Genomic DNA, 12,852 nt, shown 5'->3' on the forward strand with positions numbered 1-12,852 from the left:
GCCGACCGGTACGAGCTGTCCACGCTCATCGGCCAGGGCGGCATGGGCCAGGTCTGGACGGCGTACGACCGGCGGCTCGACCGGCGCGTGGCGGTGAAGCTGCTGCGCCCCGACAAGGTGGCCGGCCAGGAGGCCGACGAACTGCGCCGCCGGTTCGTGCGGGAGTGCCGGGTGACCGCACAGGTCGACCACCCCGGGCTCGTCACCGTGCACGACGCGGGCAGCGAGGGCGAGGAGCTGTTCCTCGTCATGCAGTACGTCGACGGCGCCGACCTCTCCGACCACCTCGCCGAGCACGACCCGTACCCCTGGCAGTGGGCGGTCGCGGTCGCCGCGCAACTGTGCGCCGTACTGAGCGCCGTGCACGCCGTGCCGATCGTCCACCGCGACCTCAAGCCGCGCAACGTGATGGTGAAGCAGGACGGCACCGTCACCGTCCTCGACCTCGGCGTCGCCTCCGTCATGGACGCCGACACCACCCGCCTCACCCACACCGGCACTCCCATCGGTTCGCCCGCCTACATGGCGCCCGAGCAGGCCATGGGCGGCGCGGTCGGCCCGTACACCGACCTGTACGCACTCGGCGTACTCCTGCACGAGCTGCTCAGCGGAGACGTCCCGTTCGCCGGCTCCACCGCCCTCGGCGTGCTCCACCGGCACCTGTACGAACCGCCGCTGCCCGTACGCCGCATCCGCCCCGAGGTCCCCGAGGCGCTCGAAGCCCTGGTCCTGCGCCTGCTCGCCAAGGACCCGCAGCACCGGCCCGCCTCCGCCCAGGAGGTCTACGAGCACCTGGCGCTGCTGCTGCCCGCGCGCGGCATGCCCACCGGCGGCCCCCTCGACCCCACCCGCCCCTTCGTCCGCCCGCACGCCCCCTGGCCCGACCGCGCCCGCACCCCCGCGTCCCGGCCGGCACCCGTGCCGCCGGTCGCCGAGGCGGAGAAGCCGGACGTCGCCCGCGCCGTCGACGACGTCAAGCGCCTCCTCGGCGAGGGCCGTATCACCCAGGCCGTCGACATCCTCGGCGCGATCCTGCCCGCCGCCGCCGAGCAGCACGGCGAACGCTCCCCGGTCGTCCGCACCCTGCGCAAGCAGTACGCGGCCACCCTCATGGACGACGGCCAGTACCGGCGCGCCCTGCCCGAGCTGCGCCGCCTCGCCGACGAACGAGCCGCGGAGGCCGGCCAGGCCGACCCGCAGTCCCTGCGCCACCGCTACGACGCCGCCCAGTGCCTGGAGCAGCTCGGCGAACCGGCGGCCGCCCTCGCCGAGTACCGCGCGCTGCTGCCGTACTACGAGAACCAGTACGCCGCCGGCGACCCCGACCTCGCCCACGACGTCCGCCGCCGCATCGGCCACCTGCTCCTCGCCCTCGGCGACCGCGCCGCCGCCCACGAGACGCTGGCCCGGCTGCTGCACGACGTGGAGCGCCTGCACGGCCCCGGCCACCCGCTCGCGGCCGAGATCCGGCGCACCCTCCAGTGGCTCGGCCAGGTACGCGGCTGACGGCCGCGACCCCGGCCCGCGGGGCGGCGCGGACGGCGCGGCGGTGCCCGAAGTCCTGGTGAATCGTTGGTCGAATGGGTTGGCCAGAGCCGGGCCACTGCCTACCATCGATCATCGCAAGACTTTGTGCACCGTCGCACAATCTCCAACGGGAGGTTTCCTTGCACCGCCGCCGTCGCACCGCGCTCCTCCTCACCGCCGCGATCGCCGCGGCGCCCCTGCTCACCGCCTGCGGCAACGACGCGCATCCGGGGGCGGCGGCCGTCGTGGGCGACCAGCGGATCACCATCGCCCAGCTGGAGAACCGCGTCGACGAGGTACGCGAGGCACAGCGGGCCGCCGTCCCGGACGACGCCCAGTACCAGCAGGTCGTCGCCCGCACCGGCACCCTCACCCGCGACACCCTGCACGGCATGGTCCTCGACCGGGTCCTGCACCGCGCCGCCCAGGACGCGGACGTGACCGTCACCCGCCGGGAGGTGCAGGAGATGCGCGGCGGCCTCGAGGAGCAGGCAGGCGGCGCGAAGGAGCTGGAGACCGTCTGGCTGCAGCAGTACGGCGTCGCGCCCGACCGCCTCGACGACAACCTCCGGCTCCAGCTGGAGGCCCAGAAGCTCGCCGAGAACCTCGGCACCGACACCAGTCGGCCCGAGTTCTGGCAGGCCCTGTCCAAGGCCTCCGAGAAGCTCGACGTCGACCTCAACCCGCGCTACGGCGCGTGGGACGTACAGAAGAGCAGCCGCGTCGACACCAAGGTGCCGTGGGTGCGGGAGATCACGGCGGCGGAGACGCAACAGACGGCGTAACGGTCCTGCGGGACCGCCCCACCGGACGGTATGGGCGCTGTGGACGACGGCCCTGTGGACAACGGGCCCTGTGGACAACTCACGGGGCCGTCCGCCGCGTGCGTTACGTTCTGATCGTGAACGCAACCACCGCCGACACCACCCCCGGCACCGCCCCCGACCCCGGCCGCGTCGTCCTGCTCACCACCAGCCATCGCGTCGCCCCCGGCCTGCTGTCCTGGCCCGCCTGGCAGGCCCTGCGCACCGCCGACCGCGTGCTGTGCGCCGACGGCGCGCACCCGCAGCTGCCGTACCTGCGCGAGGCGGGCATACGGGTCGACGAGGCGGCCCCGACCGCCGAGGAGCTGGTCGCCGCCTGCGCCGGCGGTCACACGGTGGTGGTCGTGGCGAGCGGTGAGGGCGACCCCGCCCTCACCGACGGACTGGCCCGCCTCGCCGGATCCGGCCGCGTCCAGATGCCGGACCTTGAGCTGCTCCCCGCCTCCTACGACCTCCCGGGCGCCCGCCTGCTCGACCTCGTCCAGGTCATGGACCGGATCCGCGCCGAGTGCCCCTGGTCGTCGCGGCGCACCCACGAGGGCCTGGCCAAGTACGCCATCGAGGAGGCGTACGAACTCGTCGAGGCCATCGAGGACGGCGACCGCGACGAGCTCCGGGAGGAACTGGGCGACGTGCTCCTCCAGGTCGTCTTCCACGCCCGCATCGCGGAGGAGGACCCCGACACGCCGTTCTCCGTCGACGACGTGGCCGGGACCATCGTCGACAAGCTGATCCACCGCCACCCGCACGTCTTCGGTGACGAGACGGCGTCCACCCCGGAGGAGGTCAGGGAGCACTGGCTGCGCACCAAGGCGGCGGAGAAGCAGCGCACCTCGGTCACCGAAGGAGTCCCCCTCGGCCAGCCGGGCCTCGCCCTCGCCGCCAAGCTCGCCTCCCGGGTGCGCACGGCGGGCCTCCCGGTCCCGATGCCCTCCGGCGAGGGCATCGGCTACGAACTGCTGGCCCTGGCGGCACGCGCCGAGGCCGAGGGCACGGACCCGGAGGCGGCACTGAGAGCGGCGGCCCGGGCGTACCGTGACGCGATCCGGGAGGCCGAGGGCGCCGGGCGCTGAGGCCGCCGGTGCCGCCCAGAGCCCGCGGAGGGAGGGACACCGGCACCCCGGGCCCCTCCGCCTCCCCGGATACGGTCAAGGGGTGACCGACCACTCCACGCCCGACCGCCCCACGCCCGACCACTCCACGCCCGGCCGCCCCACGCCCGGCCGCCCCACGCCCGACCACCCCATGCCCGGCCGCCCCGCCCCCGAGCTCTTCACCTGGGAGTTCGCGAGCGACCCGTATCCCGCCTACGCATGGCTGCGCGAGCACGCTCCGGTGCACCGCACGCGGCTGCCCAGCGGTGTGGAGGCCTGGCTGGTCACCCGGTACGCCGACGCCAAGCACGCCCTCGCCGACCCGCGGCTGTCGAAGAACCCGGCGCACCACGACGAGCCCGCGCACGCCAAGGGCAAGACCGGTATCCCGGGGGAGCGGAAGGCCGAGCTCATGACCCATCTGCTGAACATCGACCCGCCGGACCACACGAGGCTGCGCCGACTGGTCAGCAAGGCGTTCACACCCCGCCGGGTCGCCGAGTTCGCCCCCCGGGTGCAGGAGCTCGCCGACGACCTCATCGGCCGCTTCGCCGGCACCGGCAGCGCCGACCTGATCCACGAGTTCGCCTTCCCCTTGCCCATCTACGCCATCTGCGACCTGCTCGGCGTGCCCCGGGAGGACCAGGACGACTTCCGGGACTGGGCGGGCATGATGATCCGTCACGGCGGCGGACCGCGGGGCGGGGTCGCGCGGTCGGTGAAGAAGATGCGGGGCTACCTCGCCGACCTCATCCACCGCAAGCGCGCCGCGCTGCCCCCCGAGCCCGGCCCCGGCGAGGACCTCATCTCGGGGCTCATCCGCGCCTCCGACCACGGCGAGCACCTCACCGAGAACGAGGCCGCGGCGATGGCCTTCATCCTGCTCTTCGCGGGCTTCGAGACCACGGTCAACCTCATCGGCAACGGCACGTACGCCCTGCTCACCCACCCCGGGCAGCGGGCCCGCCTGCAGACGTCGCTCGCCGCCAAAGACCGCGCCCTGCTGGAGACCGGCGTCGAGGAACTGCTGCGCTACGACGGCCCGGTGGAACTGGCCACCTGGCGTTTCGCCACCCGCCCGCTCACCATCGGCGGGCAGGACATCGCGGCCGGCGACCCCGTCCTCGTCGTCCTCGCCGCCGCCGACCGGGACCCGGAGCGCTTCACGGACCCGGACACCCTGGACCTCTCCCGCCGGGACAGCCAGCACCTCGGGTACGGCCACGGCATCCACTACTGCCTCGGCGCCCCGCTCGCCCGGCTGGAGGGACAGACCGCGCTCGCCACGCTCCTCACGCGCCTCCCGGATCTGCGCCTCGCCGCGGACCCGGCCGAACTGCGCTGGCGCGGCGGGCTCATCATGCGCGGTCTGCGCACCTTGCCCGTGTCGTTCACACCCGTCCCGTCAACGGCGGGCAACGGTCCGGCGCCGACGCAAAAGTGACACGCGCTCAACTCTGTGATCTTCACGTGATCTACGCGGCATGAACTTGTGACAAGCGATCATCTGCCTATACGTTCACGAATCAGCGTGGCGCAGAGCATCATCCGCCGCGCGGTCCCCGCAGTCTCGTGAAAGGTCGTCGCATGCTCTCCGGGAACGGTCGTCACCGCCGCCCCCGCCAGGCTCCCGCCCTGGTCGTCGCCGCCGGAGTGACCGGCTCCGCCATCGCGATCCCGCTTCTCGGAGCCACCGGAGTCCACGCGGCCGACGGGGCGAACTGGGACCGGGTCGCCGAGTGCGAGACCGGCGGCGCCTGGAGCCAGAACAGCGGCAACGGCTACTACGGCGGCCTGCAGCTGTCCCAGGACGCCTGGGAGCGGTACGGCGGTACGGAGTACGCGCCGAGCCCCGATCAGGCCAGTCGCTCCCAGCAGATAAGAGTCGCCGAGAAGATACACGCGGACCAGGGCATCGCCGCCTGGCCGACCTGCGGTCTGCTCGCGGGCCTGGGCAACGACTCGGCCTCCGCCGTCGGCGGCGCGGGTGACGGCTCGTCGAAGGGGTCGCAGACCCCGGAGACTTCGGACGCCCCCGACGCGTCCGGCTCCTCCGGCCTGTCCGACTCGTCCGGTTCGGGCGAGTCGTCGGATCCCACGTCCGGTGCATCCTCCTCTCCCGCGTCCCCCTCGGCGTCCTCGTCACCCTCTTCCGACTCCACGTCGGGCGGGGAGGATTCGACCAAGTCCGACACATCCCCTGAATCCGATCCGACGGGGAGCGCCGGCTCGCAGCAGGGTGCCGACGCCTCATCCACGGCTTCGCCGGAGTCGGAGAGTGGCGAATCGGACAAGTCGGGGCGCGATGACGGCTCTTCGGCTCTCACCGGCACCGAGGAGTCCGGCGCGGGCAAGCACCGCGGCGGCAGCGCCGCCGAAGGCGTGCCGGACGGCCGTGCGGCCGACTCGTCGGGGCGGCACGCCTCGCGCGGCGAGGGTGAGTCGCGAGAGGTCGTGGACGGCTCGTACACGGTCCGGTCCGGCGACAGTCTCTGGGGCATCGCCGACTCCCTGGAGCTCGACGGCGGGTGGCGCTCGCTCTACGCCGGCAACGAGGAAGTCGTCGGCACCGACCCGGACCACATCCTGCCCGGTCAGACGCTCACGGTCACGGGCGAATCGGGCGAAAAGTAGGGCCAGTTCACGTCATGGTTAGAGACTGTATGTCCGTTTTGGATCACGTGAGAGATAGGTCTCAGAAGCCGTGATCGTCTTTGAAAATCCGCGGAGAGCGTGGCTACGGTCATGAGCGCTCGCCATCGCGGGCCCCGGCTGCCGCAACGCCGAATCCTGCCAGCGGCCGTCCGGGAACAGTCGTCGCGCAAGCGCCGAAGGCAGGAGCGGGGGACCCAAGGTAAGTGCCGCACCGGGCAGTTGAGCCGGAGCGGCTAGGGGTGGAGCCGAGTTCCGCGAGGAACCCGGCCGGGCAACTCAACCGGCCCGAACCCGACAGCTCACCTCGCAGGCGTCGGTGAGGGGATCAACCATGCTGTTTTCCGGCAAGGGCAAGCACCGCCGTCCGTCCAAGGCCACCCGTGTCATCGCCGTCGCCGGTGTCACCGGTGCCGCCGTCGCCGCCCCGCTGATGGCGGCCGGCAACGCCTCCGCCGCCACCGCGTCCGAGTGGGACGCCGTCGCCCAGTGCGAGTCCGGCGGCAACTGGTCCATCAACACCGGCAACGGTTACTACGGCGGCCTGCAGTTCTCCGCCTCCACCTGGGCCGGCTACGGCGGTACGCAGTACGCCGCCACCGCCGACCAGGCCAGCAAGGCGCAGCAGATCGAGATCGCCGAGAAGGTGCTCGCGGGCCAGGGCAAGGGTGCCTGGCCGGTCTGCGGCACCGGCCTGTCGAACGCCGCGTACACCGGCGGCGGCTCCACCGGGAGCCAGGACAGCGGCTCCGCGCAGAGCGAGAGCGGCGGCTCCACCGCCGACCGCTCCACCGAGCAGAAGGCCTCCCGCTCCGACGAGCGTCCGGCCGCCGAGCCGAAGGCCGAGAAGCCGGCCGAGAAGAAGACCGTCACCACCCCGACCGGCAAGAAGGTCGAGAAGGGCGACGGCGAGTACAAGGTCGTCAAGGGCGACACCCTCAGCTCGATCGCCGAGGAGCACGACGTCAAGGGCGGCTGGGCGAAGGTGTTCAAGCTGAACGACGACATCGTCGACGACGCCGACCTCATCTACCCGGGCCAGCAGCTGCACCTGAAGTAGGCAGCGGCCCCCTTGCTCCCGTCCCGGTGCGTGTTCCCCCGTACGCACCGGGGCGGGATTTTCACGCCCCGGCCCCGCCCGGTCCCGCCCCGGTTTCCGGGAACGTCTTTGTTCCGTTCGGAAACAATTTACTCTCGGTTCTGTCCAGCGGGTGGGCGATCGGCTGGCCGATCGCCCGGAGCCGGTTAGGCTCGGTCCCGCAGAGCCGCTGCGGTCCTGTGGACCCGCGCGTCACACCGAAGCGTCACATTGAAGAAGGAGATGCTCGTGCCGTCCATCGACGTCGTCGTAGCCCGGGAAATCCTGGACTCCCGAGGCAACCCCACGGTCGAGGTCGAGGTCGGCCTCGACGACGGCAGCACGGGTCGTGCCGCCGTCCCGTCCGGCGCCTCCACCGGCGCCTTCGAGGCCATCGAACTGCGTGACGGTGATGCGGGCCGTTACCTGGGCAAGGGCGTGGAGAAGGCCGTCCTCGCCGTCATCGAGCAGATCGGCCCGGAGCTGGTCGGCTACGACGCCACCGAGCAGCGCCTGATCGACCAGGCGATGTTCGACCTGGACGCCACCGACAACAAGGGCTCGCTGGGCGCCAACGCCATCCTCGGCGTCTCGCTCGCCGTCGCCCACGCCGCCTCCGAGGCCAGCGACCTGCCGCTCTTCCGCTACCTGGGCGGCCCGAACGCGCACCTGCTGCCGGTGCCGATGATGAACATCCTGAACGGCGGGTCGCACGCCGACTCGAACGTCGACATCCAGGAGTTCATGATCGCCCCGATCGGCGCGGAGTCCTTCTCCGAGGCCCTGCGCTGGGGCGCCGAGGTGTACCACACCCTGAAGAAGGTCCTGAAGAAGAAGGGCCTGGCCACCGGCCTCGGCGACGAGGGCGGCTTCGCCCCGAACCTCGGCTCGAACCGCGAGGCCCTCGACCTCATCCTCGAGGCGGTCAAGGAGGCCGGTTACACCCCCGGCGAGCAGATCGCCCTCGCGCTCGACGTCGCCGCGTCCGAGTTCTACAAGGACGGCTCCTACACCTTCGAGGGCAAGGAGCGCACCGCCGCCGAGATGACCGAGTACTACGCCGAGCTGGTCGAGGCGTACCCGCTGGTCTCCATCGAGGACCCGCTGTTCGAGGACGACTGGGAGGGCTGGAAGGTTCTCACCGACAAGCTCGGCGACAAGGTCCAGATCGTCGGCGACGACCTGTTCGTCACCAACCCGGAGCGCCTGGCCCGCGGCATCGAGGAGAACGCCGCCAACGCCCTGCTGGTCAAGGTCAACCAGATCGGTTCGCTGACCGAGACCCTGGACGCCGTGGAGCTGGCCCAGCGCAACGGCTTCAAGTGCATGATGTCCCACCGCTCCGGCGAGACCGAGGACGTCACCATCGCCGACCTGGCCGTCGCCACCAACTGCGGCCAGATCAAGACCGGCGCCCCGGCCCGCTCCGAGCGCGTCGCCAAGTACAACCAGCTGCTGCGCATCGAGGAGATCCTCGACGACGCCGCGGTGTACGCCGGCCGCAGCGCGTTCCCGCGCTTCAAGGGCTGACCGCACCCCCTCGGAGGCAGCGTCGTACGTACGTCCCCGTACTCGGTCCCGTACCGTGTGCGGGGACGTACGCACGTATGACGGCCATGACGACGTATGGCGACGCATGAACGCGACGCATGAAGGTGGACGGGAGGCGGGGACATGGCGGTGAAGGACCGGGACCGTTTCTCCACCGCGACCAGGATCCGGACCATCGGGGAACAGACCGCGGCCCGGGTCTACCGCTCGCAGACCAAGCGCCAGGCCCGGCGCTCCCGGCTGACCGGCCGGGCCGCGCTCCTCGCGATGGTGCTCTGCTCGCTCGTCGTGGCGCTCGCCTACCCGATACGGCAGTACGTCGCCCAGCGGGCCGAGGTAGCCGACCTCCAGCGGGAGCAGCGGGAGACCCGTGACCGGGTCGAGGAGCTGCGCGACCTCAAGGCGCGCTGGCAGGACGACGCCTACGCCGAGCAGCAGATCCGGCTGCGGCTGCACTACGTGATGCCGGGGGAGACGGGATTCGTCGTCGTCGACCCGGACGCGGCCAAGCAGGCCCGCGCCGAGTCCGGCGGGGCCGACCGTCCCTGGTACCGGAACGTCTGGGACGGGGTCGACAAGGCCGACGCCGCCGCCCGCCGGCCGTGAACCGACCGCGCCGGCAGTGACTCAACAGGAAGACCAGCAGAAGACAGTCATGCAGACTCCCCCGCCGACCACCCCGCGCACCGATCCCACCGACGCGGACGTGGAGGCCTTCAAGCAGCAGCTCGGGCGGCCTCCGCGCGGCCTGCGCGCCATCGCGCACCGCTGCCCCTGCGGACAGCCGGACGTCGTGGAGACGGCGCCGCGCCTGCCCGACGGCACGCCCTTCCCCACGCTCTACTACCTGACGTGCCCGAAGGCGGCCTCCGCCATCGGCACGCTGGAGGCGAACGGCGTGATGAAGGAGATGACCGAGCGGCTGGCCGCCGACCCGGAGCTGGCCGCCGCCTACCGCGCCGCGCACGAGGACTACATCCGGCGCCGCGACGAGATCGAGGAGCTGACCGGCTTCCCGAGCGCGGGCGGCATGCCGGACCGCGTCAAGTGCCTGCACGTGCTGGTCGCCCACTCGCTGGCGGCCGGTCCCGGCGTCAACCCGTTGGGCGACGAGGCGATCGCGATGCTCCCGGAGTGGTGGCGCAAGGGGCCGTGCGTGACGACCGCGCAGCCGCCCTCCGGTGCGGGCTGGCAGGTGGACGCGTCCGAGGACGGCTCAGGCCACTTCGCGTTCAAGCCGATCGAAGGAGACGCCGAGTGACCCGGGTCGCCGCCATCGACTGCGGTACGAACTCCATCCGTCTCCTGGTGGCCGACGCCGACCCGGTGACGGGCGAGCTGACCGACCTGGACCGCCGCATGACCATCGTGCGGCTCGGCCAGGGCGTCGACCGCACCGGGCGGCTGGCGCCCGAGGCGCTGGAGCGGACCTTCGCCGCCTGCCGCGAGTACGCCGAGGCCGTCAAGGAGCACGGCGCCGAGCGGCTGCGCTTCGTGGCGACCTCCGCCTCCCGGGACGCGGAGAACCGGGACGTGTTCGTGCGCGGGGTGCTGGACATCCTCGGCGTGGAACCGGAGGTCATCTCCGGCGACCAGGAGGCCGAGTTCTCCTTCACCGGTGCCACGAAGGAGCTGGGCGGGCGGGACCACCTCGACAAGCCCTACCTGGTCGTCGACATCGGCGGCGGCTCGACCGAGTTCGTCGTCGGCGACGACCACGTGCGCGCCGCCCGCTCCGTGGACGTCGGCTGCGTCCGGATGACCGAGCGGCACCTGGTGCGCGACGGCGCGGTGACCGACCCGCCCACCGAGGCGCAGATCGCGGCGATGCGGGGCGACATCGAGGCCGCCCTGGACCTGGCCGAGGAGACCGTGCCGCTGCGCGAGGCGCGCACGCTGGTCGGGCTGGCCGGGTCCGTGACGACGGTCTCGGCGATCGCGCTGGGGCTTCCGGAGTACGACTCGGCCGCCATCCACCACTCCCGGGTCACCCGCGAGCGGGTCCGGGAGATCAGCGACTGGCTGCTGCGCTCCACCCACGCCGAGCGCGCGGCCGTCCCCTCCATGCATCCGGGCCGCGTCGACGTGATCGGGGCGGGGGCGCTCGTACTGCTCTCGATCATGGAGCGGACGGGCGCCGAGGAGGTCGTGGTGAGCGAGCACGACATCCTCGACGGCATCGCGTGGTCGGTGGCGTAGGTGTCCGCGGTCGCTGTCTGAGCAGGACGGACGACGATTGAGCGTGCCTTGGGGGGCCCTTCGGGGCCCCTCGGTGACATCCCGTCGGGAAAGTTCGTGAAGTTCTTCACAAGGAATTGGGCCCTGTCGGACGACGAATGCGCGCCGGTTGACCCTTTTGGTGGTTCAGCTGCCCTTTGAACGTGTTCAGGACGGTGTCCGCCGCGGTTGCCGGGGGAGGGTCGCGGAGGGCTGGTCCACTGTCCCAGGCGATGCGGAGGAGCAGCTCACGCGGCATTGACAACGGGGTGCCGTACGCGCCGGTTCCCTTCCTCACCATGACCTGGATCACGTAAGTGGCGGATGGTAACACAGCCCTGACAAGTGCTTGTGAAGGGGCGCACGAACCACCCCCCTCAGCCGGGTGGATACTCGATGGCATGAGCACCACGGAGCGTCCCAGGATCCTCGTAGTAGGCGGTGGGTACGTAGGCCTGTACGCAGCTCGACGCATCCAGAAGAAGATGCGTTACGGCGAGGCGACCGTCACCGTCGTCGACCCGCGGTCGTACATGACCTACCAGCCCTTCCTCCCCGAAGCCGCCGCCGGCAACATCTCCCCGCGGCACGTCGTCGTCCCCCTGCGACGCGTGCTTCCGAAGGCGGAGGTCCTCACCGGCCGGGTCACCACCATCGACCAGGACCGCAAGGTCGCCACGATCTCCCCCCTCGTGGGCGAGGCGTACGAGCTGCCCTTCGACTACCTGGTCATCGCCATGGGCGCGGTCTCCCGCACCTTCCCGATCCCCGGCCTCGCCGAGCAGGGCATCGGCATGAAGGGCATCGAGGAGTCCATCGGCCTGCGCAACCACGTCCTTGAGCAGCTCGACAAGGCCGACTCCACCACCGACGAGGAGATCCGCCGCAAGGCGCTCACCTTCGTCTTCATCGGCGGCGGTTTCGCCGGCGCGGAGACCATCGGTGAGGTCGAGGACATGGCGCGCGACGCGGCCAAGTACTACAAGAACGTCTCCCGCGAGGACATGCGCTTCGTCCTGGTGGACGCCGCCGACAAGATCCTCCCCGAGGTCGGTCCGAAGCTCGGCCAGTACGGCAGGGAGCACCTCGAGGGCCGCGGTGTCGAGGTCTACCTGTCCACCTCCATGGACTCCTGCGTAGACGGCCACGTGGTGCTGAAGAACGGCCTGGAGGTCGACTCCAACACCATCGTGTGGACGGCCGGCGTCAAGCCGAACCCGGCGCTGTCCCGCTTCGGCCTGCCGCTGGGTCCCCGCGGTCACGTCGACTGCGAGCCGACCCTCCAGGTCAAGGGCACCGACTACATCTGGGCCGCGGGCGACAACGCCCAGGTGCCGGACCTGGTCGGCCGCAAGGCGGGCAACGAGAACGCCTGGTGCCCGCCGAACGCCCAGCACGCGCTGCGCCAGGCCAAGGTCCTCGGCGACAACGTGATCTCCGGTATGCGGGGCTTCCCGCAGAAGGACTACAGCCACGCCAACAAGGGCGCGGTGGCGGGCCTCGGCCTGCACAAGGGCGTGGCGATGATCGTCATGGGCAAGATGAAGATCAAGCTCAAGGGACGTCTCGCCTGGTACATGCACCGCGGCTACCACGGTCTCGCGATGCCGACCTGGAACCGGAAGATCCGCGTCTTCGCGGACTGGACGCTCGGCATGTTCCTCAAGCGCGAGGTCGTCTCCCTCGGTGCGATGGAGACCCCGCGCGAGGAGTTCTACGAGGCCGCCAAGCCGGCGCCGGCCGCCGCGCCGAAGGCCGCCGACAAGAGCGAGAAGGCCGCGAAGTCGGAGAAGACCGAGGAGAAGGCCAAGGCCTCCTGACCTCCGGTCACCTCCCGCAGTAGCTCCCCGAAGGGGCCGCCCGCCATCCGTGGTGCGGGCGGCCCCTTCGCGCTGCCCCGAGCGCTCCC

Annotated in this window: 11 protein-coding genes and 1 riboswitch; all 11 genes read left to right on the forward strand. The window is 71.6% G+C overall.

Annotation, left to right across the window (positions count from 1 at the left end; translation table 11 throughout):
* The first annotated feature begins 15 nt into the window (after positions 1-15).
* On the forward strand, positions 16-1,506 hold the full coding sequence (gene pkaE / locus ACZ4V1_RS20135) for a serine/threonine protein kinase PkaE (RefSeq protein WP_468337930.1): 1,491 nt from the start codon (positions 16-18) through the stop codon (positions 1,504-1,506).
* Between the two features lie 161 nt (positions 1,507-1,667).
* Positions 1,668-2,312: a SurA N-terminal domain-containing protein gene (locus ACZ4V1_RS20140; RefSeq protein ID WP_468337701.1), complete on the forward strand. Its 645-nt coding sequence runs from the start codon at positions 1,668-1,670 to the stop codon at positions 2,310-2,312.
* 116 nt (positions 2,313-2,428) lie between these two features.
* A complete protein-coding gene (locus tag ACZ4V1_RS20145) occupies positions 2,429-3,424 on the forward strand; it encodes a nucleoside triphosphate pyrophosphohydrolase (RefSeq protein WP_468337704.1) in 996 nt (331 codons plus the stop codon).
* A gap of 172 nt (positions 3,425-3,596) precedes the next feature.
* Positions 3,597-4,889, forward strand: coding sequence for a cytochrome P450 family protein (locus tag ACZ4V1_RS20150; RefSeq protein ID WP_468337933.1), 1,293 nt, complete (start codon positions 3,597-3,599; stop codon positions 4,887-4,889).
* 143 nt (positions 4,890-5,032) lie between these two features.
* Positions 5,033-6,079: a transglycosylase family protein gene (locus ACZ4V1_RS20155; protein ID WP_468337707.1), complete on the forward strand. Its 1,047-nt coding sequence runs from the start codon at positions 5,033-5,035 to the stop codon at positions 6,077-6,079.
* A 182-nt stretch (positions 6,080-6,261) separates the two neighbouring features.
* Positions 6,262-6,428: riboswitch (cyclic di-AMP (ydaO/yuaA leader) on the forward strand.
* A 3-nt stretch (positions 6,429-6,431) separates the two neighbouring features.
* Entirely contained in the window at positions 6,432-7,157 is a 726-nt protein-coding gene (locus tag ACZ4V1_RS20160; protein ID WP_468337710.1) for a transglycosylase family protein, read from the forward strand.
* 267 nt (positions 7,158-7,424) lie between these two features.
* Positions 7,425-8,705 (forward strand): phosphopyruvate hydratase, encoded by a 1,281-nt coding sequence (gene eno, locus ACZ4V1_RS20165; RefSeq protein WP_468337713.1) that lies wholly within the window; start codon positions 7,425-7,427, stop codon positions 8,703-8,705.
* A 144-nt stretch (positions 8,706-8,849) separates the two neighbouring features.
* On the forward strand, positions 8,850-9,332 hold the full coding sequence (locus ACZ4V1_RS20170) for an FtsB family cell division protein (protein ID WP_468337716.1): 483 nt from the start codon (positions 8,850-8,852) through the stop codon (positions 9,330-9,332).
* 49 nt (positions 9,333-9,381) lie between these two features.
* Positions 9,382-9,987, forward strand: a complete 606-nt coding sequence (locus ACZ4V1_RS20175) for a DUF501 domain-containing protein (protein WP_468337719.1) — start codon at positions 9,382-9,384, stop codon at positions 9,985-9,987.
* Positions 9,984-10,925 carry a Ppx/GppA phosphatase family protein gene (locus tag ACZ4V1_RS20180; protein ID WP_468337722.1) on the forward strand — a complete coding sequence of 314 codons (942 nt, stop codon included), beginning with the start codon at positions 9,984-9,986 and terminating at the stop codon, positions 10,923-10,925. The genes ACZ4V1_RS20175 and ACZ4V1_RS20180 overlap by 4 nt, the downstream gene beginning before the upstream one ends.
* A 419-nt stretch (positions 10,926-11,344) precedes the next feature.
* Positions 11,345-12,763, forward strand: coding sequence for an NAD(P)/FAD-dependent oxidoreductase (locus ACZ4V1_RS20185; protein WP_468337725.1), 1,419 nt, complete (start codon positions 11,345-11,347; stop codon positions 12,761-12,763).
* Positions 12,764-12,852 lie beyond the last annotated feature (89 nt).

The organism is Streptomyces sp. NPDC028991 (genome assembly GCF_055564775.1).

Coding starts and splice junctions, on each gene's coding strand:
- ACZ4V1_RS20150 (WP_468337933.1), top strand. CDS start 3,597: ATGCCCGGCCGCCCCGCCCCCGAGCTCTTCACCTGGGAGTTCGCGAGC.
- ACZ4V1_RS20155 (WP_468337707.1), top strand. CDS start 5,033: ATGCTCTCCGGGAACGGTCGTCACCGCCGCCCCCGCCAGGCTCCCGCC.
- ACZ4V1_RS20160 (WP_468337710.1), top strand. CDS start 6,432: ATGCTGTTTTCCGGCAAGGGCAAGCACCGCCGTCCGTCCAAGGCCACC.
- ACZ4V1_RS20170 (WP_468337716.1), top strand. CDS start 8,850: ATGGCGGTGAAGGACCGGGACCGTTTCTCCACCGCGACCAGGATCCGG.
- ACZ4V1_RS20175 (WP_468337719.1), top strand. CDS start 9,382: ATGCAGACTCCCCCGCCGACCACCCCGCGCACCGATCCCACCGACGCG.
- ACZ4V1_RS20185 (WP_468337725.1), top strand. CDS start 11,345: ATGAGCACCACGGAGCGTCCCAGGATCCTCGTAGTAGGCGGTGGGTAC.